This window comes from Pseudomonas sp. SJZ078, assembly GCF_007828255.1.
In the GTDB taxonomy this organism is placed as follows: Bacteria; Pseudomonadota; Gammaproteobacteria; order Pseudomonadales; family Pseudomonadaceae; genus Aquipseudomonas.
This window is the reverse complement of sequence record NZ_VIUG01000010.1, coordinates 37,205-60,133: the sequence shown is the minus strand read 5'-3', so window position 1 is coordinate 60,133 and position 22,929 is coordinate 37,205. Positions and strand designations below refer to the sequence as shown.

At 61.1% G+C, this 22,929-nt stretch carries 24 protein-coding genes; 11 read left to right on the top strand and 13 right to left on the bottom strand.

The annotated features are described in order from the left end of the window. Positions 1-168: 168 nt before the first annotated feature. Complete coding sequence (locus tag FBY02_RS11850; protein WP_144927605.1) at positions 169-402, top strand: hypothetical protein; 234 nt, start codon at positions 169-171, stop codon at positions 400-402. A gap of 734 nt (positions 403-1,136) precedes the next feature. Continuing rightward, positions 1,137-2,642: a malate dehydrogenase (quinone) gene (mqo, locus tag FBY02_RS11845; protein WP_144927602.1), complete on the top strand. Its 1,506-nt coding sequence runs from the start codon at positions 1,137-1,139 to the stop codon at positions 2,640-2,642. 57 nt (positions 2,643-2,699) lie between these two features. Here the strand turns inward: mqo and FBY02_RS11840 are convergent, their stop codons facing one another. From FBY02_RS11840 to FBY02_RS11830, 3 genes are all read right to left on the bottom strand, one after another. After that, positions 2,700-3,161, bottom strand: a complete 462-nt coding sequence (locus FBY02_RS11840) for a hypothetical protein (RefSeq protein ID WP_144927599.1) — start codon at positions 3,159-3,161, stop codon at positions 2,700-2,702. Between the two features lie 190 nt (positions 3,162-3,351). Further along, a complete protein-coding gene (locus FBY02_RS11835; RefSeq protein WP_144927596.1) occupies positions 3,352-3,639 on the bottom strand; it encodes a PA4642 family protein in 288 nt (95 codons plus the stop codon). A gap of 61 nt (positions 3,640-3,700) precedes the next feature. After that, entirely contained in the window at positions 3,701-4,186 is a 486-nt protein-coding gene (locus FBY02_RS11830; protein ID WP_144927593.1) for a hypothetical protein, read from the bottom strand. A 288-nt stretch (positions 4,187-4,474) separates the two neighbouring features. Between FBY02_RS11830 and dauA the strand changes: the two genes are divergently transcribed. Continuing rightward, on the top strand, positions 4,475-6,190 hold the full coding sequence (dauA, locus tag FBY02_RS11825; RefSeq protein ID WP_144927590.1) for a C4-dicarboxylic acid transporter DauA: 1,716 nt from the start codon (positions 4,475-4,477) through the stop codon (positions 6,188-6,190). A gap of 48 nt (positions 6,191-6,238) precedes the next feature. On the opposite strand, the gene FBY02_RS11820 is transcribed toward dauA, so the two are convergent. Both FBY02_RS11820 and FBY02_RS11815 read right to left on the bottom strand, forming a co-directional pair. Beyond that, positions 6,239-6,712: a WbuC family cupin fold metalloprotein gene (locus tag FBY02_RS11820; protein WP_144927587.1), complete on the bottom strand. Its 474-nt coding sequence runs from the start codon at positions 6,710-6,712 to the stop codon at positions 6,239-6,241. A 3-nt stretch (positions 6,713-6,715) separates the two neighbouring features. Further along, positions 6,716-7,273: a hypoxanthine-guanine phosphoribosyltransferase gene (locus FBY02_RS11815; protein ID WP_041020499.1), complete on the bottom strand. Its 558-nt coding sequence runs from the start codon at positions 7,271-7,273 to the stop codon at positions 6,716-6,718. A 161-nt stretch (positions 7,274-7,434) separates the two neighbouring features. Between FBY02_RS11815 and upp the strand changes: the two genes are divergently transcribed. Both upp and FBY02_RS11805 read left to right on the top strand, forming a co-directional pair. Continuing rightward, the gene (gene upp / locus FBY02_RS11810; RefSeq protein ID WP_024778135.1) at positions 7,435-8,073 is read left to right on the top strand and encodes a uracil phosphoribosyltransferase; all 639 of its coding nucleotides are present in this window, start codon (positions 7,435-7,437) and stop codon (positions 8,071-8,073) included. A 2-nt stretch (positions 8,074-8,075) separates the two neighbouring features. Beyond that, a complete protein-coding gene (locus tag FBY02_RS11805; RefSeq protein ID WP_144927584.1) occupies positions 8,076-9,350 on the top strand; it encodes a uracil-xanthine permease family protein in 1,275 nt (424 codons plus the stop codon). A gap of 132 nt (positions 9,351-9,482) precedes the next feature. Here FBY02_RS11805 and hemH read toward each other — a convergent pair whose 3' ends face one another. Together hemH and FBY02_RS11795 are read right to left on the bottom strand one after the other, a co-directional pair. Continuing rightward, positions 9,483-10,508 (bottom strand): ferrochelatase, encoded by a 1,026-nt coding sequence (hemH, locus tag FBY02_RS11800; protein ID WP_144927581.1) that lies wholly within the window; start codon positions 10,506-10,508, stop codon positions 9,483-9,485. A 13-nt stretch (positions 10,509-10,521) separates the two neighbouring features. Next, positions 10,522-11,421 (bottom strand): TIGR01777 family oxidoreductase, encoded by a 900-nt coding sequence (locus FBY02_RS11795; RefSeq protein ID WP_144927578.1) that lies wholly within the window; start codon positions 11,419-11,421, stop codon positions 10,522-10,524. A gap of 196 nt (positions 11,422-11,617) precedes the next feature. Here FBY02_RS11795 and FBY02_RS11790 point away from each other — a divergent pair, with 196 nt between their 5' ends. The 6 genes from FBY02_RS11790 (at position 11,618) to FBY02_RS11765 (ending at position 17,359) form a co-directional block, all read left to right on the top strand. Further along, a complete protein-coding gene (locus FBY02_RS11790; RefSeq protein ID WP_144927575.1) occupies positions 11,618-12,604 on the top strand; it encodes an NAD(P)/FAD-dependent oxidoreductase in 987 nt (328 codons plus the stop codon). A 175-nt stretch (positions 12,605-12,779) separates the two neighbouring features. Next, a complete protein-coding gene (locus tag FBY02_RS11785) occupies positions 12,780-13,742 on the top strand; it encodes a DUF523 and DUF1722 domain-containing protein (RefSeq protein WP_144927572.1) in 963 nt (320 codons plus the stop codon). Continuing rightward, complete coding sequence (locus FBY02_RS11780; RefSeq protein ID WP_144927569.1) at positions 13,742-14,680, top strand: MerR family transcriptional regulator; 939 nt, start codon at positions 13,742-13,744, stop codon at positions 14,678-14,680. Before FBY02_RS11785 ends, FBY02_RS11780 begins: the two co-directional genes overlap by 1 nt. Positions 14,681-14,693: 13 nt before the next feature. Further along, a complete protein-coding gene (gene phrB / locus FBY02_RS11775; RefSeq protein WP_144927566.1) occupies positions 14,694-16,148 on the top strand; it encodes a deoxyribodipyrimidine photo-lyase in 1,455 nt (484 codons plus the stop codon). A 118-nt stretch (positions 16,149-16,266) separates the two neighbouring features. Continuing rightward, positions 16,267-17,025, top strand: coding sequence for an SDR family oxidoreductase (locus FBY02_RS11770; RefSeq protein WP_144927563.1), 759 nt, complete (start codon positions 16,267-16,269; stop codon positions 17,023-17,025). 28 nt (positions 17,026-17,053) lie between these two features. Next, on the top strand, positions 17,054-17,359 hold the full coding sequence (locus FBY02_RS11765; RefSeq protein ID WP_144927560.1) for a YkgJ family cysteine cluster protein: 306 nt from the start codon (positions 17,054-17,056) through the stop codon (positions 17,357-17,359). Positions 17,360-17,538: 179 nt separating this feature from the next. Here FBY02_RS11765 and FBY02_RS11760 read toward each other — a convergent pair whose 3' ends face one another. The 6 genes from FBY02_RS11760 to hemA form a co-directional block, all read right to left on the bottom strand. Further along, positions 17,539-18,057 carry an acyloxyacyl hydrolase gene (locus tag FBY02_RS11760; RefSeq protein ID WP_144927557.1) on the bottom strand — a complete coding sequence of 173 codons (519 nt, stop codon included), beginning with the start codon at positions 18,055-18,057 and terminating at the stop codon, positions 17,539-17,541. Between the two features lie 116 nt (positions 18,058-18,173). Continuing rightward, the gene (gene murI, locus FBY02_RS11755) at positions 18,174-18,965 is read right to left on the bottom strand and encodes a glutamate racemase (protein ID WP_144927554.1); all 792 of its coding nucleotides are present in this window, start codon (positions 18,963-18,965) and stop codon (positions 18,174-18,176) included. Then, positions 18,958-19,713 carry a molybdopterin-synthase adenylyltransferase MoeB gene (locus FBY02_RS11750; protein ID WP_144927551.1) on the bottom strand — a complete coding sequence of 252 codons (756 nt, stop codon included), beginning with the start codon at positions 19,711-19,713 and terminating at the stop codon, positions 18,958-18,960. The genes murI and FBY02_RS11750 overlap by 8 nt, the downstream gene beginning before the upstream one ends. Further along, positions 19,707-20,537: a peptide chain release factor N(5)-glutamine methyltransferase gene (gene prmC, locus FBY02_RS11745; RefSeq protein ID WP_144927548.1), complete on the bottom strand. Its 831-nt coding sequence runs from the start codon at positions 20,535-20,537 to the stop codon at positions 19,707-19,709. Before prmC ends, FBY02_RS11750 begins: the two co-directional genes overlap by 7 nt. 11 nt (positions 20,538-20,548) lie before the next feature. Beyond that, complete coding sequence (gene prfA / locus FBY02_RS11740) at positions 20,549-21,631, bottom strand: peptide chain release factor 1 (RefSeq protein ID WP_144927546.1); 1,083 nt, start codon at positions 21,629-21,631, stop codon at positions 20,549-20,551. Next, entirely contained in the window at positions 21,628-22,917 is a 1,290-nt protein-coding gene (gene hemA, locus FBY02_RS11735) for a glutamyl-tRNA reductase (RefSeq protein ID WP_144927544.1), read from the bottom strand. The genes prfA and hemA overlap by 4 nt, the downstream gene beginning before the upstream one ends. Positions 22,918-22,929: the final 12 nt, after the last annotated feature.

Below are 22,929 nucleotides of genomic sequence, written 5' to 3'. Positions count from 1 at the left end.
AGCAGTATAGCGGTGCGCCAACGCGGCGAACCAGCCGAATGAATACTGAAATTTCTGACATGTACCGCCAATGCCGGTTCCTGTCACGCCACTGTCACGGTCCTTACACCGGCATGTCATGGCTCGCTGTCAGGCTACTCACAAGTCCCTCGACACGGAAATCCGCCCATGCGCCTTCTCATCTCTCTGTTCATCCCACGTCCACAGCATCGCAGCTTTGCCCTACTGGATCGCAACGGCCACTGCCAGGCGTTCAAGCAATGCAGCTTGCAACCGATGGGCGAAGGCTGGGTGGAAATTGAAGAAATCCGTCTGAGCTGGCTGCACCGACCGCTACCCGCCAGCGCCCGTGTACAACCGCTTCGCAGTCGCGCGCGCAGCCGCCAGTTGTTGGCCATCTGACCGAATGGCTAATAAAAGTCATTAAACACGACCATTTTCCTGCGTTTCTTCGTTACAATCTCCCCCCGATTATAAGGACGTCTCCTGATCGGGCCTCGCAACACCGCCGATGCGCTTGTATTGGCACCCCGCATCGCCCACAGAGAGCCGCCCACACAGATCGAGTGAAGCTGGCGCGCCTGCTGTTTCCGGGCCAATCACCACTTTTCGCGAATCTGCAGAGCTGTCATTACGCCCGGTTACGGAGCTGTCCGACCGTTTTGCCTGTCATGTACTGCATGGGCCAAACAATCGGGACACGGTACCTGGCTGGGACAGCCCTTTTTTGAGGTTCACGTCTTCAAAAGAGCGTGAAAAAACGGGTTTTCACAACTTCACAAGAGTGTGGCGAGCAAATGAAGAGTTTTGCGTCTGAACAAGCACCATTGGCGTCTGAAACAGCCCAACGACACAGGACCGGATATCGTTCAAGAACCGGCGTCTGAAGCCTGTCCGCTACGGATTTGGTTGCACGAACGGATGTCTCGGCCATAAGTCGAATTGCCCGCCCGGCGCTTAAATGAGTTCATGTGACTCTTGAGGCCAGGCTGCATGCATTCGTAGCAGTTGCAAAAAATTGCGAAGATTCGGACATGGCGATCCTGGCCATGGGTACCTGGGGCGCAACCGACCTGCCCCGCCACTCTGGCCGCTATGCCGACAATTTGGTGCTGCAGATTTTGGAGACGCGTTAAATGGCGCATAACGAAGCAGTCGATGTAGTTCTGGTAGGGGCCGGCATCATGAGCGCCACCCTGGCCGTGCTGCTCAAGGAGCTCGACCCCGCGATTTCGCTGGAAGTCGTCGAGCTGATGGATTCCGGTGCCGCGGAGAGTTCCAACCCCTGGAACAATGCCGGCACCGGCCACGCCGGTCTGTGTGAGCTGAACTACACGCCGCAAGCGGCCGATGGCAGTGTCGACATCAAGAAAGCCGTGCACATCAACACCCAGTTCGAGGTGTCGAAGCAATTCTGGACATACCTGACCCAGAAAAGCACATTCGGCTCCTCCAGGTCCTTTATCGCCCCGGTGCCGCACCTGAGCTTCGTGCAGGGCGAAAAAGGCGTGTCGTTCCTGAAGAAGCGCTTCGAACTGCTGAGCCAGCATCACGCCTTCGCCGACATGGAATACACCGAAGACAAAGGCAAGATGGCTGAGTGGATGCCGCTGATGATGCCGGGGCGTCCGGCCGATGAAGTCATCGCCGCCACTCGGGTCATGAACGGCACCGACGTCAACTTCGGCGCCCTGACCAATCAACTGCTCAAGCACCTGACCAGCGCCCCCGACACCCAGGTCAAGTACTGCAAGCGCGTCACCGGCCTCAAGCGCAACGGCAGCGGCTGGACCGTGAGCATCAAGGACGTCAACTCCGGCAGCAGCCGCGACGTCGATGCCAAGTTCGTCTTCCTGGGTGCCGGCGGCGCCGCATTGCCACTGCTGCAAGCCTCGGGCATCGAGGAAAGCAAAGGCTTCGGCGGCTTCCCGGTCAGCGGCCAATGGCTGCGTTGCGACAACCCGGAAGTGGTCAAGCACCACCAGGCCAAGGTCTACAGCCAGGCTGCGGTGGGCTCGCCACCGATGTCGGTGCCGCACCTGGATACCCGCGTGGTCGATGGCAAGAAATCCCTGTTGTTCGGACCCTATGCCGGTTTCACCACCAAGTTCCTCAAGCACGGCTCTATCATGGACCTGCCGCTGTCGGTACGCGCCGGCAACATCGGCCCTATGCTGGCGGTAGCCCGGGACAACATGGACCTGACCAAGTACCTGATCAGCGAAGTGATGCAATCCATGGAGCAGCGCCTGGAATCCCTGCGCCGCTTCTATCCCGAGGCGAGAGCCGAGGACTGGCGCCTGGAAGTGGCCGGCCAACGGGTGCAGATCATCAAGAAAGATCCGAAGAAAGGTGGCGTCCTGCAGTTCGGTACCGAGCTGGTGGCAGCCAAGGACGGTACCCTCGCCGCCCTGCTTGGCGCATCGCCAGGCGCTTCGGTGACCGTTTCGATCATGCTGGACCTGATCGAGCGTTGCTTCCCGGACAAGGCCAAGGGAGAGTGGGCCGCCAAGCTCGCGGAAATCTTCCCGGCCCGGGAAAAAGTGCTTGAAACCGACGCGGCGCTGTATCGCAAGATCAATGCGCAGAACAACATCGCGCTGGGACTGGTTGAAGACAGCAAGGCTAAAAGTTACGCCTGATCCTCTGTCGTTATAAATAAAAGCCTCCAAATTATGGAGGCTTTTTATTTTCGGCGTTTATTTCATGCTGAACTTGATGCGTGTTCCGCCATGACGAACGTAATCGTCGTCATCATCGATCTCAAACAACTCTGCGACACAGTAATCCTTGGGTTGTGCATCGACCCAACGACGATAAGGCATTGTCTGCTCATCACTCACCGGGGCTTTGGCGATGTGCCCGAAACTGAAATGGCACTTGCGACTGCCTTGGATGTAGGTAAAGGACTCGCGCTCGGCGCGCGACTGGGGCAGGTAATAGGTCAGTTCCTGACTCGCACCGGGGTTTACCGAAAAGCCATGGCCTGCATTGGCCGGGTCCTGGGTCCAGGTGAAGTCGCTGCCTGGGACAATCGTTGCCGACGTTGCATTGAATATTTCCACATTGACGATCTCATCGAACGCATTGGAAGCCGAACTTGCCAGACAACCGAGCAAGGCCAACAGCGCCCCGGCGATACATTTGCTTTTATCTTCCATGATAAATACTGCTCCATTAAAACCATTGAATTGAAACCATCCGGCCTCAATGCAAAAGTAATGGAAATCAAACTAAAACAGAACAGTCCGAATGGTGACATAACCTTTCGGACACTTCTTAAACGACTATCAGGAAAACTAAAGAAAAACGATCAAACGCCTCGAAAGGCGTTAATCCGTTCTAACTCGCTCAGCCACGGGCTTTGTTGAACAACTCGATGTATTCCTCGGCATTGCGCTGATCCTGGATCAATGCAATGAAGTCATTACCGTGCTCATCCTTGCCATTGAGGTCATAGCCGGCTTCGACGAAAAAGGTCAGGAAACGCTCGAAATCATCGACCCGCAGGCCGCGGTAACCCTTGATCAGTTTATGCAACGACGGCGAGGTGGCATCGGCGGGTTCGAAATTGAGGAACAGCTTGATCTGTTCATCGCCAATCTCGTCACCAATCACTTGTTTCTTGTCTTTACGCATAGCCGACTCCAACTCGCACAGTTCACGGGGCGGGCAGTTTACCCCCGGCAAGCCCCGGGGCTCAACGCGAGCGTACCGCTCCGGTGTGCAGGTCGGCCCAGACGTGGCCGTTGGCGTAGCTGAGGAACTGCACATACACCGTATCGTTGCGCAGCAGATCGATGACCGCCCGATAATGCGCCTGTGGATAAGACAGGGTCAGGGTCTTGCTCGCCTCGTCGAAGGCCGGCTTCTTCAGGCTCTTGCTTTCGCCATCGAAGTTGAGGATCACCTGATTGATGGTGGCGCCCTTGTTCAGGGGCTTGCCCTTGAGGCGCACCAGCAACGACGAGGTCACCGGTATCGGTTGCTGGTTGGACTGACGTTGATTGCCCAGCACCACCGAGTATTCGGTGACTTGCAGCAGTTGCTGCTGTTCGGGCTGCTCCTGGCGCACCGTCAGGTCATCAGGCGGCAGGAACTGGCTGTGCATCGGCGCGGCAACAGCCACCAGCGGCAGGCTGGAAATCAGAAGCAAGGCGGCACGGCGGCGGATCGATACAGTCATGACAGGCTCCGGGATCTTGGCCCGGCACTCTAGCATGAGCATGGTCGGTAAAAATAAACGATACGGATCAATACTGCCGCACACCGCAGGAGGCATACTCAAAGGGCCATCATCCTGAAATCAATGGCGATGCCTTTGTGGCGAGGGAGCTTGCTCCCGCTCGATTGCGCAGCAATCGCAAAAACAGCCAGGGGCTGCTACGCAGCCCAGCGGGAGCAAGCTCCCTCGCCACAGGGATTGGTGTCCGGCAGGTCCGGTGTCTTTGCCCATTCATTTTGAGGAGTACCCATGTCCTTCTCCGCTCCACCGCTATTCGCCGCCTGGCGCCAAAGCTGGCGGGCCGGTTATACCCTTGAAAGCCTGCGGGGCGACCTGGTGGCCGGGCTGACGGTCGGGATCATCGCCATTCCCCTGGCGATGGCCCTGGCAATCGCGGTGGGCGTACCGCCGCAACACGGCTTGTACACGGTGCTGGTGGCCGCACCGCTGATCGCCCTGACCGGTGGCTCGCGTTTCAACGTGAGCGGGCCGACGGCGGCATTCGTGGTGATCCTGCTGCCCATCACCCAGCAGTACGGGCTAGGCGGCCTGCTGCTGTGCACGATGCTGGCCGGGCTGATTCTGGTCGCTTTAGGATTGATGCGCGCCGGGCGGTTGATCCAGTACATCCCCTATCCGGTCATCCTCGGTTTCACCGCCGGCATCGGCGTGGTCATCGCCACCCTGCAACTGAAGGATCTGTTGGGCCTGACGACCACCGGCCAGGCCCGACACTACATTGAACAACTGGGCGAGCTGATCGTAGCACTGCCGGGGGCCCACTTCGGTGACAGTCTCATCGGTGCCGCGTGCCTGGCGGTCTTGATCGTCTGGCCACGCTGGGTTCCGCGGGTGCCGGGCCACCTCGTCGCCCTGCTGGTCGGTGCATTGCTGGGGCTGGCACTGGAGCGCGGCGGGTGGTCAGTGGCGACACTGGGGGAACGCTTCAGTTATGTCGTCAACGGCATCAACCATCCCGGGATTCCACCGTTCCTACCGAGCTTCGACTGGCCCTGGAATCTTCCTGACGGCCAGGGGCGACCGTTGGTGCTGTCCTACGACCTGATCCGACAGTTGCTGTCACCCGCCTTCGCCATTGCCATGCTCGGCGCCATCGAGTCGCTGTTATGCGCAGTGGTGGCGGACGGCATGACCGGCAGCAAGCACGATCCCAACGCAGAGCTGATGGGCCAAGGCCTGGGCAACCTGGTGGCGCCGCTGTTCGGCGGCATCACCGCCACCGCCGCGATTGCCCGCAGCGCCACCAACGTGCGCAGCGGCGCGTCTTCGCCCTTGGCGTCGATCATCCACAGTCTCGTGGTGCTGGCGGCGATCGTGCTGTTGGCGCCGCTGTTCAGCTACCTGCCCATGGCCGCGCTGGCGGCGCTGCTGGTGATGGTCGCCTGGAACATGAGCGAAGCCGGGCACGTGCTGCACACCCTGCGCATCGCCCCGCGTAGCGATGTACTGGTGCTGCTGACCTGCCTGGGCCTGACGGTGCTGTTCGACATGGTCCTGGCGGTTTCCGTCGGCCTGCTGCTGGCGGCCGGGCTGTTTATCAAGCGCATGAGCGAGCTGACCGACAGCACCGAACTGCCGCGGCACTTTCATCAAGCCTTGCAGGACATGCCTGAGCATGTGCGTTGCTACGAGATTCGCGGCCCACTGTTCTTCGGCGCGGCAGAAAAGGCCCTGGACGTGCTGCGTCGGTTCGATCCGGGGGTCCGCATCGTGGTGGTGGAAATGAGCGCCGTGCCGATGCTGGACATGACCGCACTGGCGGCGTTTGAAAATATCCTGAAGGACTACCGCAAGCACGGTATCGGCCTGATCCTGGTAGCGACCGCGCCGCGAGTGCGCCTGAAGCTACGCCGCGCCGGCATCCATCGCGAGCAGCGCCAACTGGCGTATGTACAAACCCTGGAGCAGGCGCGGATCAAAAGCCAGCAGTGGTTGGCAGCTTGAGAGCAAGGCTGTGGGAGCAACGCTTGCTCCCACAGGGTGAAGCGCACCTTAGTCGAACTGAGCACGCATCCATGCCTGGTACTCAGCCACGCCCGCCTCGCCTTCGCGGGGCGCCCAGTGGGCCAGCTCGCCGTCACCCACCGGCCGGTAAGGGCCGGCCTTGCACTCGAACATCAAGCTGTCGGCTTCCAGCACCACCAGGCCGTGAAACACACCGGCCGGAAGGTCGACGCCGAGGCAATCGCCACCGGCCTGGAGAATGCGCTTGTCCGTCACCGCACCGGCGTCGTCAAAGATCAATACCCCCAGGCGCCCCCTGAGCACCAACAGGGTTTCTGCCTTGTCGGCGCTGAGGTGACGATGGGGCGGGATGTACGTGGAAGGCTGCAAACCCACCACCATGCGATGGCAGGGTTCGTCCATCCGATGGAAGTTGTGGTGCTGCCGCCCGCGAGGGCTGGTCGCGGCTTTCTCGGCCAGCTCAGCGAACAGTGTCTGATCCAGGAACCCCGGCCGAGACATCGATCACATGCCCTTGACGGCGAAAATACCGTTGGCGTTGCGCCAGTAACCTTTGTAGTCCATGCCATAACCGAAGATGTAGCGATCGATACACGGCAGGCCGACGAAATCGGCCTTCAGGTCGGGACGGGCCTTGCGGTCATGGTCCTTGTCGATCAGCACGGCGGTGTGCACCGCGCGCGCACCGGCATGCCGACAGAAATCGATGATCGCGCCCAGGGTGTGCCCCTCATCGAGGATGTCGTCGATGATCAACACGTCGCGGTCGATGAACGAGACTTCCGGCTTGGCTTTCCAGAACAGATCGCCGCCGCTGGTTTCGTTGCGATAACGGGTGGCATGCAGGTACGACGCCTCCAACGGGAAGTTCAGGTAGGTCAGCAACTTGCCGGAGAAAATCAGCCCGCCGTTCATGACACAGAACACCACCGGATTGGAATCGGCCAGTTGGTCGTTGATCTGCGCACCGACCCGGGCAATGGCTGCTTCGACTTCGGCTTCGGTGTACAGGCAATCAGCCTCCGCCATAATTTGACGGATATGCTCGAGATCAGCGGACATGGTGCTCTCCAGAGGGGCAGGTTCGGAAAAACGGGCAAAGGTACGCATCCCGCCCGGCCAGATCAAGGGTTTGTGGACTAACGTTCTGTATTGTCTATAGGACAAGCCATCGGGATAGATTAATCTAGCCCGGTTTTTTTGCCCGCCGCCGGAGCCTTCCCATGCCTATCCTCGAGATCCGCCATCCGCTGATCAGACATAAACTCGGCCTGATGCGTCGCGCCGATATCAGCACGAAGAACTTCCGCGAGCTCGCCCAGGAAGTCGGTGCGCTGCTCACCTACGAAGCCACCAAGGACCTGCCACTGGAATCCTACGAGATCGACGGCTGGGCCGGTGCGGTCCAGGTGGAGAAAATCGCCGGCAAGAAGATCACCGTGGTGCCGATCCTGCGCGCCGGCATCGGCATGCTCGAAGGTGTGCTGAGCCTGATCCCGGGTGCCAAGGTCAGCGCCGTGGGCGTGGCTCGCAACGAAGAAACGCTGCAGGCCCACACCTACCTGGAAAAACTGGTGCCGGAAATCGACGAGCGCCTGGCGATGATCATCGATCCGATGCTCGCCACCGGCGGTTCCATGGTCGCCACCATCGACCTGCTGAAAAAAGCCGGTTGCCGCGACATCCGTGCCATGGTCCTGGTTGCCGCCCCCGAAGGCATCAAGGTGGTCCAGGACGCTCATCCGGACGTGACCATCTATACCGCCTCCATCGACCAGAAACTCAACGAGCACGGCTACATCATCCCGGGCCTGGGCGATGCCGGCGACAAGATCTTCGGCACCAAGCAGAAGGACGCTTGATCATGCAGGACGAGTTCAACGATCCGCTCTGGCGCCAGGTGTTGTCCGGCGCACAGATGCTGTTCGTCGCCTTCGGCGCCTTGGTGCTGATGCCGCTGATCACCGGGCTGGACCCGAACGTCGCGCTGTTCACAGCAGGCCTGGGGACGATCCTTTTCCAGGTCGTCACCGGGCGGCAGGTGCCGGTGTTCCTGGCGTCGAGCTTTGCCTTCATCACCCCGATCATTCTCGCCAAGGGCCAGTTCGGCCTCGCGGCGACCATGGGCGGCGTGATGGCGGCCGGTTTCGTCTACACCTTCCTGGGCCTGGCCGTGAAGATCAAGGGCACCGGTTTCATCGACCGACTGCTGCCGCCAGTGGTCATCGGCCCGGTGATCATTTCCATTGGCCTGGCGATGGCGCCGATTGCCGCGAACATGGCGATGGGCAAGGCCGGCGACGGTACCGAGCTGATTCATTACCAGACCGCCATGATGATTTCGATGCCGGCCCTGCTCACCACGCTGATTGTCGCGGTGTTCGGCAAAGGTATTTTCCGTCTGGTGCCGATCATCTCCGGCGTGCTGGTGGGCTTCGCCATGGCGTTTTTCTTCGGCGTGGTGGACACTGCCAAGATCGCCGCCGCACCGTGGTTCTCCCTGCCGGCCTTCACCGCCCCCGCGTTCAACTGGCAGGCAATTCTGTTCATCGTGCCGGTGGCCCTGGCGCCGGCCATCGAACACATCGGCGGGGTGATTGCGGTAGGCAGCGTAACCGGTCGCGACTACCTGAAAAAGCCCGGCTTGCATCGGACCCTGCTCGGTGACGGCATTGCCACCACCGCGGCCGGTCTGTTTGGCGGTCCGCCTAATACCACCTACGCCGAAGTCACCGGCGCCGTGATGCTGACCAAGAACTACAACCCGAAAATCATGACCTGGGCGGCGATCTTTGCCATCGCCCTGGCCTTCATCGGCAAGTTCGGTGCGCTGCTGCAAAGTATCCCGGTACCGGTCATGGGCGGGATCCTGTGCCTGTTGTTCGGTTCGATTGCGGCGGTGGGCATGAACACCCTCATCCGCCACAAGATCGACCTGGGCGAAGCACGCAATCTGGTGATCGTTTCGGTGACACTGGTGTTCGGCATCGGCGGCGTATTGGTGGGGACCGGCACCGGCCCGGATGACTTCGGCCTCAAAGGCATCGCGCTGTGCGCGGTGGTGGCGATCGGGCTGAACCTGCTGCTGCCGGGTAATGACGGTTGGAAGCAGAAGAAGGCGGATGAACCGCTGCTCTGATAGGTGTGTTGTCTGATAGGGCCTCTTCGCGAGCAAGCCCGCTCCCACAGTGGAACTTCGCGGGTCACAAAACTTGTGTACATCGCAGATCCCATGTGGGAGCGGGCTTGCTCGCGAAAGGGCCCTTGAATATTACAAAGCGATCGGCGCCCGTTCGCACAACGTGCTCAACGCCTCGGCCCATTGCGGCTGGTCGTTGAGACACGGCACCAGTACCAATTCCTCCCCCCCGGCCTCGCGGAACTGCTCGCGCCCGCGATCACCGATTTCCTCCAGGGTCTCGATGCAGTCGGCCACGAACGCCGGACACATCACCAGCACCTTCTTGACCCCGCTTTTGGCCAATTCTTCCAGGCGCGTTTCGGTGTAGGGCTCGATCCACTTGGCGCGGCCGAGTCGGGACTGGAACGACACCGACCATTGGCCTTCCTTGAGGCCCATCTGCCGGGCGAACAGTTCGGCCGTGCGAATGCACTGGGCGCGGTAGCAGGTCGCGATAACCTCCGGCGGCGCGTTCTTGCAGCAGTCGGCATCCTTGAAGCAATGAAACCCCGTCGGGTCGAGCTTGGTCAGGTGCCGCTCCGGCAAGCCATGGAAACTCAACAGCAGGTGATCGTAATCCTGCGCCAGATAAGGCCTGGCACTGGCAACCAGAGCGTCGAGGTATTCCGGCTGATCGTAGAACGGCTGGAGAATCGAGAACTGCACGTCGAGCTTCCTGTCCCGCACGACCCGCTTGGCTTCTTCGACCACAGTGGTGACGGTGCTGTCAGCGAACTGCGGGTACAACGGTGCCAGCGTGATCTTCTTGTGCCCCTGGCTCGCCAGGCGTACCAGTGCCGACTCAATGGACGGTTCGCCGTAACGCATCGCCAATTCCACCGGACCTTGGGTCCACTGGGCGGCCATCGCCTGTTGCAGCCGGCGGCTGAGCACCACCAGCGGCGAACCTTCCTCCCACCAGATCGAGGCGTAGGCGTGGGCAGATTGCTCGGGGCGCTTGATCAGGATCAGCGACACCAGCAAACGCCGCACCACCCATGGCAGGTCGATGACATACGGGTCCATCAGGAATTGATTGAGGTAGCGGCGTACATCGGCCACCGAAGTGGAGGCAGGCGAACCCAGATTCACCAGAAGCAACGCGTGATCGGTCATGCAACGTCCTATTTCAAAAGCGGCCGGACAAATCGTCCAGAGCCGCAGGCAAATCCGTGAACCGGAAAGTGAAACCCGCCGCCTGCAACCGGGCCGGCGTGGCGCGCTGGCCGCCCAGCAACAGCGATGACAATTCCCCCAGTGCGACTTTCAATACCAGCTCCGGCATCGGCATCACGGCGGGCCGATTCAACACGTGTCCCAGGGCCTTGGCGAAATCGCGGTTACGCACCGGGTTCGGCGCGCAGGCATTATAAGGACCGCTGGCGTCATCGCGGTGCAGAAGAAAATCAATCAGGGCGATTTGATCGTCGATGTGGACCCATGGCATCCATTGCCGACCATTGCCGATACGCCCACCCAACGCCAGTTTGAAGGGCAATAACAGCCGCGACAAAAAGCCGCCCTCGGCGGACAGGACCAGGCCGGTACGGACCAGTACCACGCGTATGCCCATGGCCTCGGCCCGTTGCGCGGTTTCTTCCCAGGCGATGCACAATTGGCTGGCGAAATCCTCGCTGACCGGCCCCGACTCCTCGGTCAATTCCCGTTCGCCGCCGTCGCCGTACCAGCCCACTGCGGAACCTGAAATCAACACGGTGGGCTTCTGCTCGCAGCGCTCCAGCCACGCCAGCAAAACCTCGGTCAAGGTCACGCGACTGCTCCATAACAACATCTTGCGCTTATGGGTCCAGGGCCGATCGGCAATCGGCGCTCCGGCGAGGTTGACCACCGCGTCCACCGGCTCGTCGATCTCATCGAGCCTGGCGACGCCCCGCACCTGCGTCCCACAGATTTTCGCCACCTCTGCGGGTCGGCGACTCCATACCGTCAGCCGATGTCCTTGCTCCAACCAGAGGCGGCAGAGCTGACGTCCGATCAAACCAGTACCGCCGGTCAGCAATATGTGCATGAGATGTTCCTCGTAGCGCGTTTTACCCGGCCCACTAGTCTATTTTTATAAGCAGGGATTTTTCGTATCGGGCAGGGTCTGTGTTTAACAATAGGTCAACCTGTCCAAACGCGAACGGTAAAACTTATACCAAAAACCCAAATTGTACAGGTTTAAACGACGGCGTAGTCTGTACAGAAAGGTAAACGAGGCCCTCATGACTGTACCCATCGCAATCATCGGCACCGGCATCGCCGGACTCTCAGCCGCCCAGGCCCTGACGGAGGCCGGGCATGTCGTTCAACTCTTCGATAAAAGCCACGGTAGCGGCGGACGCATGTCCAGCAAACGCAGCGACGCTGGCACACTGGACATGGGCGCACAATATTTCACCGCCCGTGATCGCCGCTTCGTCACCGAAGTCCAGCGTTGGCAGGCCAACGGCTGGGCTGCGGAGTGGAACCCGCAACTCTACAACTTCCAGGACGGGCAACTGACCCCCTCCCCGGACGAACAGACCCGCTGGGTCGGCACCCCGCGTATGAGTGCCATTACCCGCGCCTTGCTCGGCAAGTTGCATGTACAGTTCTCCTGCCGGATCACCGAGGTCTACCGCGGCCAGGAACACTGGCATTTACAGGACGCGGAAGGCTTCACCCACGGCCCCTTCGGCCAGGTTGTCATTGCCACGCCCGCGCCCCAGGCCACCGCGTTGCTGGCGGCCGTGCCGAAACTCGCCGGGGTGGCGGCCGGCGTGAAGATGGACCCCACCTGGGCCGTGGCCCTGGCCTTCGAACAGGCGCTGGATACGCCCATGGAAGGCTGCTTCGTGCAGGACAGCCCCCTCGACTGGCTGGCCCGTAACCGCAGCAAGCCGGGACGCGACAGCACGCTCGACACCTGGGTATTGCACGCTACCAGCGACTGGAGCCGGCAGCACATTGACCTGCCCAAGGAAGCAGTGATCGAACACCTGCACGGAGCCTTCGCCGAACTGCTGCACAGCGCCATGCCCGCGCCGAGCTTCAGCGTGGCCCACCGCTGGCTCTATGCGCGCCCTGCCGGCAGTCATGAGTGGGGCGCCTTGGCCGATGCCGACCTGGGCCTGTATGTCTGTGGCGACTGGTGCCTGTCCGGCCGGGTCGAAGGCGCCTGGCTCAGCGGTCAGGAAGCCGCGCGGCGCTTGCACGCCAGCCTCCAGTAGAGCGCGTCACCCTGCGCCACCCGCTGCTGTCGAACGAGACGGCAGCCTACCCGCGAGTAACGCCAGCGGTTCTCCCACCCGGCAAACCAGGTTGACTTGTACAGCCATGGATCTATGATGAGTAAAATTGTACAAAAAATCACATTTTGTACAAGTTTATACGCCAGAGGTCTTCATGCCCGACTCAGCCGCCATCCGCCCGAAAATCGCCGTCAGCGCTTGTCTGATGGGAGCAGAAGTTCGCTTCAACGGCGGGCACAAGCAATCGCAGCTGTGCAGTCGTCTCCTCGCGGAGCACTTTGATTTCGTGCCGGTCTGCCCGGAAGTCGCCATCGGCCTGGGCATTCCGAGAGAACCGATCCGGTTGGTGGGCAATCCCGAACGCCCCGAGGTGCTCGGCACGGTGACACAGGGCCTCAACGTGACTCGCCCGTTGGTTGATTACGCTCGGCAGATGGCTGCGGAACTGGACGACATCTGCGGCTACATTTTCATGCAGAAATCGCCGTCATGCGGTCTGGAGCGGGTCAAGGTCTATGACCATAACGGTGCGTCGCAGCCAGGTGGCGGACGTAGCATCTATGCACAGGCATTCTGCGCGCGCCATCCGGACCTGCCGGTGGAGGAAGATGGCCGCCTCAACGATCCGGTACTGCGGGAGAATTTCCTGACCCGGGTGTTCGCCTACGCCGCCTGGCAATCACTGCGTCGCAAAGGCCTGACCCGGCGCGACCTGATTGCGTTCCACTCGCGCTACAAGTACCTGCTGATGGCTCATAACCCTGTGCAATACAAAGTCCTGGGCAACCTGTTGGGCAACATGGGCAAGACCGACCCCAACGAGTTGGGTCCGCGATATTTCAGCGCACTGATGGCCGCCCTGAAAAAATGCGCTACCCGCCGCACCCATACCAATGTGTTGCAGCACCTGAGCGGTTATCTCAAACGTGCCATCGACGCCGAGGACAAACAGGAAGTCCAGCATCTCATCGCCCAGTACCGTCTCGGCATCGTACCGCTGGTCGTGCCGCTGACCTTGCTCAAGCATCACCTTCGCCTGCATCCCGATCCCTATCTGGCGCAGCAGGTCTACCTGCAACCGCACCCGGAAAATCTCAGTTTGCGGAACGCCATCTGATGAAAGGCGATACCGACTCCAGTGCTCGCGAAGACCTTGGCAGCGATTTCGCCCAGGCCCTGGCAGACGGCTGGCTACCCATACGCGAAGTGGCGCGGCGAACCGGTGTCAACGCCGTGACGTTGCGCGCCTGGGAGCGCCGTTATGGCCTGATCGTGCCGTTACGCACGCCCAAGGGACACCGGTTGTTCAACGCCGAACATGTGCAGCGAATCCAGAGCATCCTCACCTGGATCGACCGGGGCGTGACGGTCAGCAAGATCAAGCCCTTGCTCGACACGCCGCAACCGCCCACCGAACCTCAGGACAACGACTGGCTGCGCCAGCGTCATGCCCTCGCCCTGGCAGTGACGCAACTGGCCGAGCGCCAGGTCGATGACCTGGTCAACCAGGCCATGGGCTTGTACCCACCCTGGACCGTGTGCGAGCAGTTGCTGTTGCCCTTGCTCGAGGAGCTGCAATTGCGTTGGCAAGGCCAGTTCGGCGCACAGCTGGAGCGGGTGTTCCTTTACTCCTGGCTGCGCAGCAAATGCGGCAGCCGGATCTACCACAACAACCGTCAGCTACGCGGCGCGCCGTTGCTATTGGTCAACCAGTCGGACGTTCCCCTGGAACCGGGTGTGTGGCTCACCGCCTGGCTGGCGAGCAGTGCCGGTTGTCCAGTGGAGGTCTTCGACGGGCCGATACCGGCGGGCGAACTGACCTTGGCGGTCGAACGCCTCAAGGCCCGCGGTGTACTGCTGTATTCCAGCCACGCCATGAACCTGTCCCAACTGCCCAGGCTGCTGAATGGAATCGACTGCCCGATCATCGTGGCCGGCACCGCCGCTTCGATCCATCACGCCAAATTGTCCACCGGCATCTCGACGAAGGACATCGCCTGGGCCGAAGACCCGTTAGCGGCTTACCGCGAGCTGGGTCGCAGAGCACTTCTTTGAAATGGAAAACCCCATGCAATTGATCTGGCTGCGCAGCGACCTGCGCCTGAACGACAATACCGCCCTGGCGGCGGCCGCGGCCCGGGGGCCTTGCGTGGCGGTGTACCTGACCAGCCCAGCACAGTGGCGTGCCCATGACGATGCGCCGTGCAAGATCGATTTCTGGCTACGCAACCTGGCCTCGCTGAGCACAGCCTTGGCCGAACTGAACATTCCCTTGCTGATCCGCCATGCACCGCACTGGGATCAGGCTCCGTCGGTACTGCTCACGCTGTGCCGCGAACTGAACATCGAAGCGGTTCATGCCAACGAAGAATACGGAGTGAATGAGGCCCGGCGCGATGCCGAAGCAGCCCGTTGCCTGAAAGCCCAGGGCATCGATTTCCACAGTTATCTCGACCAACTGCTGTTCAAGCCCGGCAGCGTGCTGACCCGGACCGGCAGCTACTTCCAGGTGTTCAGCCAATTTCGCAAAGCCTGCTACAGCCGCCTGCACCTTTCACTGCCGAAGCTGATCCGTGCACCGGCCCGGCAGGCACCGACCGGTATCCACAGCGACCTGGTGCCCACAGAGGTCGAAGGATTTGCTCTCCCCAGCAACTCCCTGCGCACCCTCTGGCCCGCCGGTGAAAACGAAGCCCGGCGGCGCCTCGACACGTTCGTCGATCAACACCTGGACTTTTACCAAAGCGAACGGGACTTCCCGGCCAAGCCCGGTACCAGCCAGCTTTCGGCTTATCTGGTGACAGGCGTAGTCTCGCCGCGCCAGTGTCTGCATGCCGCATTGCAAGCCAACCAGGGCGAATTCGAGAGTGGAAGTGCCGGAACCGTGACCTGGATCAATGAATTGCTCTGGCGTGAGTTTTATAAACACATTTTGGTGGGCTTTCCCCGTGTGTCCCGCCATCGTGCGTTTCGCCCGGAAACCGAAGCCCTGGCCTGGCGCAATGCGCCCGAGGAGCTGGCAGCCTGGAAGCAGGCACGCACCGGACTGCCGATCATCGATGCCGCCATGCGTCAACTATTGGAAACAGGATGGATGCACAACCGTTTGCGGATGGTCGTCGCGATGTTTCTTACCAAGAACCTGCTGATCGACTGGCGCGAAGGCGAGCGCTTTTTCATGCAGCACCTGATCGACGGAGACCTGGCCGCCAATAACGGTGGCTGGCAATGGAGCGCTTCCACCGGAACGGATTCGGCGCCCTGGTTCCGCCTCTTCAATCCGTTGAGTCAATCGGAAAAATTCGATCGTGACGGCCTGTTTATCAAACGCTGGTTACCTGAGCTGAACGATCTCGATAAGCAACAGGTCCATAACCCATTGGGCGGGTTATTCGATAGGCCGGACTACCCGGCTCCGATCGTCAATCTCAGCCAATCCCGGGAACGTGCGTTGGAGGCTTTCAGGAATTTGCCGACGCGGCAACATGCCATGACTGGAAAAACGGGCGATCAACGAACGTGAAATTATCGACATCCAGAGTGCGGGCCAGCCAGGCGATATATAGTCAAGCTACCCCAAGACTCGTCATGGGTGTCCCTTACCCGAAGCGGCGGGCCGCCCCGATCAAGAGGAGTATGGAATGGGTCAGAGACCACCGCGACGATATTGGCTGACGGGTGCCGGCAACGGAGTCGGCGCTTCGTTGGCCCAGGCAATTCTTGAGACCGGGGCGAACCTGGCGATCAGCTCACGCTCGGCTCAATCCTGCGAAGCCCTTTCGGCACACTATCCAGGTCAGATACTGACGATGCCTGGCGACTTGACCGACAGCCAGACGGTACGCGACATCACCGATCAGATCGCTCAGCAGTGGGATGCCCTGGACACGCTGATCCTGAACGCCGGCACCACCGAGTACGTCGACAGTCAGTTTACCGACGCTTCTCTCATCGAACACATCGTGCGCAGCAACCTGTTGGTCGCAAGCCTTTGCATCGAAACAGCCTCGCCATTGCTGCGTGCCGGCACCGCACCCCTGCTGGTGGGAGTCATCAGCCCGGCAACTTACCTGCCACCGTCCCACACCGAGGGCAGCAACGGAGCAATGCGTTATCTGTTCGAATCGGTCCGTGCCTGCGAAAACATCGACGTAACGCTCGTTCGCCCGGACTTCGACTGCGCCCTTGGGAGCCTGGCGGAGTTTCCGGCCACACCAGGGTCGACAGACGAAATGGCTGCCTACATCCTGAGCCAGTTGGTCGAACGTCCCCATGAAGTGCTTCTCCCTGTCACGGCCGTGGCCGCGCTGTGGCCGTTACCGCCTTCGGGCCAGATCACACAAGCGGACATCGATCCCTGCCAGGCAAGCGTCTGGTCACCGATCAAGGGTCGACCCTGAGCGACCCGCATGCCTTACACTGCGCGCCATGGAAATCATCCCTCTCGCTGACCTCACTGCATCGACCGTTACGTGCTCAACGTGCGCGGCGTGCTGCTGCCAACTGGAAGTGCTGTTGATCACTGACACCGGTGTCCCGCAACGCTTCATCGCCACGGACGATTGGGGCGGGGAAGTGATGCTGCGTCTCGATGACGGCTGGTGCGCGGCGCTGGATCGCGACAGCATGAAGTGCACCATCTACGAAAAACGCCCGCTGATCTGCCGGGAGTTCGAAATGGGAGCATTGGAATGCATTGAAGAACGCCGCGGGATTACCACGGCGTATCGGTAGAACATCACCGCCGCTATCGCGAGCAGGCTCGCTCACAGGATCAGCGGGGGATATCAGACTCGCGGCTACCCGCGAAACAGTATGGGAGCGAGTCTGCTCGCGATAGCGGTAGCACAGTCGACCTCAAAGCCAACTGCACCAGCCACGTTACAAGCAACTGCTCCCCACAGGGTCAGGTATTACAGCGGCATCGTGTAATGCAGGGCGTAGCTTTCCACGCCATCGTTATCCGACTTGATACCCGCATTGGAATAATGAGTAGCGCGAATGCCCACTTCATGCCCACCGTTGAAGCGCAAGCCGAAGCCGATGCGGTCTTCGAACTGGAACGAGCTACCGAGCTTGTTATCTTCCAGCTCGGTCTTGTCGAACAGCGCAACACCCACGCCCGCCTCGATATAAGGCTTCACGTTCTCACCGGAAAATTCATACACGAAGACTGGCGAGAACGACAGGCTGTGGTTACTGGACGTCTTATCCCCTTCCCAGTAAGTGTAGGCACCGCTCCAGTAGCCAGTCAGGCGGCCAACGTCGCTTTGCCACCAACTCTTGTCCCAGTCGAATTGCATCCCCAGGCGATAGGTCATGGTCGAGTCGCCGGTCTGGCCGACCGCGAACTCAACACCCGCTGCCTGTGCGGTGTAAGTGTGCCCCAGCAATGCAGCCGCAAATGCGGCAAAGCAGAGTAAGCGCTTCATTAGAAACATCCTTTTCCGAACGTACATCGTTAGTTATTTGTTACAAACAGACGAAGGTATAGAAATCCGCGCTGGAACAGAAGTTCAGCAGCATTTACGGAATTTTCACATTTTGCTTACAGATTGAAGCCTTGCACAAGGCCAGACGAATGCCACAGCATCGGTAGGATATTTCTTAAATGTGTCGGATCAGCGCTGCTCCAGAACTGCGTTTCGCTGGCCGGTCCCTCGGCCAACAATCCACGCTCAGCCAACAGGCGCTGGAGTTGTCGGGCCACGGCTGCGCCGGTGTCGATCAGCCTGATGTGATCCGGGATCATCTGCTTGAGCATTGGCCTGAGGAAGGGGTAGTGCGTGCAGCCCAGGATCAGCGTATCGCAGCCGGCGGCGAGTAACGGGTCAACGTAATGCTGCAGCAACTGATGCAAGGCCGGACTGTGCAAGTCACCCGTCTCGATCAGCTCCACCAGGCCCGGGCACGGCTGGGTGATAACTCGCACATCGGTGGCGAAACGGTCGAGCAAGGCGGCGAACTTGGCGCTCTGCAAGGTGCCGGTGGTGGCCAGCACGCCGACAATGCCGCTGCGGGTAGCAGCGGCGGCCGGCTTGACCGCCGGCTCCATGCCGACGATAGGCCAGTGGGGGAAATCGCGACGCAAATCAGCCGCCGCAGCGACCGTCGCGGTATTGCAAGCCACCACCAGCGCCTTGGCACCCTGGCTGAGGAGAAAATCGGCAATGATCGCGCAGCGCTGTCGGATGTATTCCGGCGTTTTCTCGCCGTAGGGAATGTGCCCGCAGTCAGCCACGTACAACAGCGACTCGTTGGGCAGCAGCCGATGGATTTCGCCCAGCACCGACAGCCCGCCGACACCCGAGTCGAGCACACCGACCGGCGCTTCACGCATGGGGGTCACCACAGACGCTGCAAGCCGGGTCACGCTTGACCCGCAATTCGCGGAACCGCGTACCCAAGGCATCGATCAATAGCAGGCGTCCCACCAAGGGCTCACCAAAGCCGGCCAGCAATTTCAAGGCCTCAAGGGCTTGCAGACTGCCCACCAAGCCTACCAACGGCCCAAGCACCCCCGCTTCGCTGCAGGTCAACTCGGACTCGCTGCCATGCCCGTAGAGGCAGTGATAGCAAGGGCTTTCGGGACGGCGTGGGTCGAACACCGAAAGCTGGCCCTCCAGACGGATCGCCGCCCCGCTGACCAGCGGCTTGGCAGCCGCGACACATGCCGCATTGACCGCCGTGCGTGTCGAGAAATTATCGGAACAGTCCAGCACCAGATCCACTGCCGCGACAGCCACGGCCAGGCTGTCCTCGTCCATGGCCATTGGATGCGGCACCAGTCGAACCTCGGGATTGATCGCCGCGAGACGACGCAAGGCCGAATCGACCTTGCTCAGGCCGACGCTGTCGGTGTCATGGATGATCTGGCGTTGCAGGTTGGTCAGGTCGACCGTATCGAAGTCCGCCAGGTGCAGTTCGCCGACGCCGGCGGCGGCCAGGTACAGCGCCACCGGCGCACCGAGGCCACCAAGGCCGACGATCAATGCACGACTCTGCTTGAGGCGCAGTTGGCCGTCGATGTCCACATGCTGCAGCAGGATCTGCCGGCTGTAGCGCAACAACTCCTGATCGTTCAGCACGGCAGGCACCCCAGGCTTATGCGTTCATGGCCGCCGAGGTCCTTGCGACTATGGACCTCGGAGAAACCCTGGTTCTGCAATAGATCCCGCACCGCCCCGGCCTGATCGTAACCATGCTCGAGCGCCAACCAGCCGCCCGGTGCGAGGTGAGCCGGTGCCTGGGCAATAATCTCGCGCAGGTCATCGAGCCCATCCTGGCCCGCGACCAATGCACTGGCAGGTTCGAAACGCACGTCACCTTCGGCCAGGTGCGGATCGGTGGCGGCAATATAAGGCGGGTTGCTGATGATCAACTCGAAACACTCGCCTTCCAAGGCACTGAACCAGTGACTGCTCAACACCGTGACATTGCCCAGCTCCAGGCGCTGGCGATTGCGTTCGGCCAGGGCCACGGCCTCCAGCACCCGGTCGACCGCCGTGACCGTCCAGGCCCGACGCTCGCTGGCCAGCGCCAGGGCAATCGCGCCGCTGCCGGTGCCCAGGTCCAACACCCTGGCCGCTGTGGCCGGCAACAAGGCCAGCGCGGTTTCCACCAGCAACTCGGTATCAGGACGCGGGATCAGGGTATGGGGCGCGACTTCCAGGTCGAGTTTCCAGAAGCCCTGCTGCCCCAGGATGTAGGCCACCGGCTCGCCGGAACGACGCCGACGCAGGTACTCGGAAAACAGCAGCGCGGCCTCGCTTGGCACGATTCGCTCGGGCCAGGTGTGCAGGAAGCTGCGGGACTTGCCCAGCGCAGCCGCCAGCAGCAACTCGGTATCCAGTTTTGGTGTGGGTGAATCCGGCAATTCGGCGGCACGTAGCAGACTGGCGATGATGGTCATGTGTTTACCTTTTATTCGCCAATCGCGGCCAACTGGTCGGCCTGGTATTCGGCCAGCAGCGGTTCGATCACCGCCTCGACACCGCCGGCCAGGATTTCATCCAGGGAATACAAGGTCAGGTTGACCCGATGATCGGTGACCCGGCCCTGGGCAAAGTTGTAGGTTCGGATGCGCTCGGAGCGATCCCCCGACCCCACCAGCAACTTGCGCTCGCTGGCGATGGCGCTGGCGGCGGCACTGGTCTGCTGGTCGTTGAGCTTGGCCGACAGCCAGGCCATGGCCCGAGCCCGGTTCTTGTGCTGGGAACGCTCTTCCTGGCATTCGACCACGATGCCCGAAGGCAAGTGGGTGATGCGGATCGCCGAATCGGTCTTGTTGACGTGCTGACCGCCCGCGCCGGAAGAGCGGTAGGTGTCGATCCGCAGGTCCGCCGGGTTGATTTCGATGGCTTCCTGTTCGTCCGGCTCGGGCAATACTGCCACCGTGCAAGCCGAAGTGTGAATGCGCCCCTGAGACTCGGTGGCCGGCACACGCTGTACGCGGTGGGCACCGGACTCGAACTTCAACTTGCCGTAGACGTTGTCGCCCTCGACCCGGGCGATGACTTCCTTATACCCACCATGCTCGCCTTCGTTCTCCGAGAGGATCTCCACCCGCCAACCGCGACGCTCGGCATAACGCGAATACATGCGAAACAGGTCGCCGGAAAAGATCGCTGCCTCATCGCCACCGGTACCGGCACGGATCTCCAGGAACACGTTGCGTCCGTCGTTCGGATCCCTGGGCAGCAGCATGCGCTGCAGATTGCTCTCCAGTTCGATCAACTGTTCCTTGGCCTCGCGGACTTCCTCCACCGCCATTTCACGCAGGTCGGGGTCACTGTCCTTGAGCAGCGCCTGGGCACCGGCGAGATCGTCCTGCACTTTGAGCAACTGTTTATAGGTGGCGACAACCGGCTCGACTTCCGCGTATTCCTTGGAATAGGTGCGAAATTTGTTCTGGTCGGAAATGACTTCGCCATCGCCCAGCAAGGCGGTCAGTTCTTCGAAACGGTCCTGGAGGGTGTCCAGTTTATTGAGCAGTGACGCTTTCATTGCGATTTCTTATCCGAAAAGCTATCCGGTGAACCCTCACCGAGGGCAAAGAGTTCCTGGGCCATGGCCAGTGCATCGAGGCGGCCCTCGGCGGTCAGTTTCTTCAGCTGGACACTGGGGGCGTGGAGCAATTTATTGGTCAGGCCACGGGCCAACTGCACCAGGACCTCTTCGGCGCTGCCGCCGTTGGCCAGCAGGCGCTGGGCTTTGTGCAGCTCTTCGTCGCGCAGGCGTTCGCTCTGCTGACGGTAGGCCTTGAGCACATCCACTGCGGCCAGCTCGCGCAGGCGCACCATGAAGTCCTCGGCGCCGACGGTGATCATCTCTTCAGCCGCCTGGGCCGCGCCCTGCCGGCTTTTGAGGTTTTCGGCGACCACTTCGTGCAAGTCGTCGACGCTATAAAGGTACACGTCGTCCAGTTCGCCGACTTCCGGCTCGATGTCCCGGGGTACGGCAATGTCCACCATGAAGATCGGCTTGTGCTTGCGCAGCTTCAGGGCGCTTTCCACCGCGCCCTTGCCGAGGATCGGCAGCTGGCTGGCGGTGGAACTGATGACGATGTCGCTGTGCACCAGCTCGGCCGGGATATCCGACAGCAGCACCGCGTGGGCGCCGAACTGTTCGGCCAGGGTACTGGCCCGCTCCAGGGTCCGGTTGGCGACGACGATGCGCTTGACCCCCAGGTCGTGCAGATGGCGGGCGACCAGGGTGATGGTTTCGCCGGCGCCGATCAGCAGCGCCTGGCTGCGTTGCAGATCGCTGAAAATCTGTTTTGCCAGGCTGACGGCGGCAAACGCCACGGACACCGGGTTCTCGCCAATGGCCGTGTCGGTGCGCACCTGCTTGGCGGCGTTGAACGTGGCCTGGAACAACCGCCCCAGCAGCGGGCCAACCGTACCGGCCTCGCGGGCCACGGCATAGGCCGACTTCATCTGGCCGAGGATCTGCGGCTCGCCCAGCACCAGCGAATCGAGCCCGGAGGCGACGCGCATCATGTGACGAACGGCCGCATCGTCTTCATGCACATAGGCACTGGCACGCAGTTCTTCAAGGCTCAAATCGTGGTATTCGGCCAGCCAGCGCAGCACGGCATCGACCGAAACATGATCCTGTTCTATATAAAGCTCACTGCGATTGCAGGTGGAGAGGATCGCAGCCTCGCGGCTCTCGGTGAGCCGGCAGAGCTGCTGCAGGGCCTCCACCAGCTGCTCAGGCGTAAAGGCCACGCGCTCGCGGACGTCTACTGAAGCAGTCTTGTGGTTGATACCAAGTGCAAGGAAGGCCATTCAAGGTCGCTG

Excerpts from the sequence above, each read along its gene's own strand:
- FBY02_RS11850 (WP_144927605.1), top strand. The coding sequence starts at position 169 with ATGCGCCTTCTCATCTCTCTGTTCATCCCACGTCCACAGCATCGCAGC.
- mqo (WP_144927602.1), top strand. The coding sequence starts at position 1,137 with ATGGCGCATAACGAAGCAGTCGATGTAGTTCTGGTAGGGGCCGGCATC.
- FBY02_RS11840 (WP_144927599.1), bottom strand. The coding sequence starts at position 3,161 with ATGGAAGATAAAAGCAAATGTATCGCCGGGGCGCTGTTGGCCTTGCTC.
- FBY02_RS11835 (WP_144927596.1), bottom strand. The coding sequence starts at position 3,639 with ATGCGTAAAGACAAGAAACAAGTGATTGGTGACGAGATTGGCGATGAA.
- FBY02_RS11830 (WP_144927593.1), bottom strand. The coding sequence starts at position 4,186 with ATGACTGTATCGATCCGCCGCCGTGCCGCCTTGCTTCTGATTTCCAGC.
- dauA (WP_144927590.1), top strand. The coding sequence starts at position 4,475 with ATGTCCTTCTCCGCTCCACCGCTATTCGCCGCCTGGCGCCAAAGCTGG.
- FBY02_RS11820 (WP_144927587.1), bottom strand. The coding sequence starts at position 6,712 with ATGTCTCGGCCGGGGTTCCTGGATCAGACACTGTTCGCTGAGCTGGCC.
- FBY02_RS11815 (WP_041020499.1), bottom strand. The coding sequence starts at position 7,273 with ATGTCCGCTGATCTCGAGCATATCCGTCAAATTATGGCGGAGGCTGAT.
- upp (WP_024778135.1), top strand. The coding sequence starts at position 7,435 with ATGCCTATCCTCGAGATCCGCCATCCGCTGATCAGACATAAACTCGGC.
- FBY02_RS11805 (WP_144927584.1), top strand. The coding sequence starts at position 8,076 with ATGCAGGACGAGTTCAACGATCCGCTCTGGCGCCAGGTGTTGTCCGGC.
- hemH (WP_144927581.1), bottom strand. The coding sequence starts at position 10,508 with ATGACCGATCACGCGTTGCTTCTGGTGAATCTGGGTTCGCCTGCCTCC.
- FBY02_RS11795 (WP_144927578.1), bottom strand. The coding sequence starts at position 11,421 with ATGCACATATTGCTGACCGGCGGTACTGGTTTGATCGGACGTCAGCTC.
- FBY02_RS11790 (WP_144927575.1), top strand. The coding sequence starts at position 11,618 with ATGACTGTACCCATCGCAATCATCGGCACCGGCATCGCCGGACTCTCA.
- FBY02_RS11785 (WP_144927572.1), top strand. The coding sequence starts at position 12,780 with ATGCCCGACTCAGCCGCCATCCGCCCGAAAATCGCCGTCAGCGCTTGT.
- FBY02_RS11780 (WP_144927569.1), top strand. The coding sequence starts at position 13,742 with ATGAAAGGCGATACCGACTCCAGTGCTCGCGAAGACCTTGGCAGCGAT.
- phrB (WP_144927566.1), top strand. The coding sequence starts at position 14,694 with ATGCAATTGATCTGGCTGCGCAGCGACCTGCGCCTGAACGACAATACC.
- FBY02_RS11770 (WP_144927563.1), top strand. The coding sequence starts at position 16,267 with ATGGGTCAGAGACCACCGCGACGATATTGGCTGACGGGTGCCGGCAAC.
- FBY02_RS11765 (WP_144927560.1), top strand. The coding sequence starts at position 17,054 with ATGGAAATCATCCCTCTCGCTGACCTCACTGCATCGACCGTTACGTGC.
- FBY02_RS11760 (WP_144927557.1), bottom strand. The coding sequence starts at position 18,057 with ATGAAGCGCTTACTCTGCTTTGCCGCATTTGCGGCTGCATTGCTGGGG.
- murI (WP_144927554.1), bottom strand. The coding sequence starts at position 18,965 with ATGCGTGAAGCGCCGGTCGGTGTGCTCGACTCGGGTGTCGGCGGGCTG.
- prmC (WP_144927548.1), bottom strand. The coding sequence starts at position 20,537 with ATGACCATCATCGCCAGTCTGCTACGTGCCGCCGAATTGCCGGATTCA.
- prfA (WP_144927546.1), bottom strand. The coding sequence starts at position 21,631 with ATGAAAGCGTCACTGCTCAATAAACTGGACACCCTCCAGGACCGTTTC.
- hemA (WP_144927544.1), bottom strand. The coding sequence starts at position 22,917 with ATGGCCTTCCTTGCACTTGGTATCAACCACAAGACTGCTTCAGTAGAC.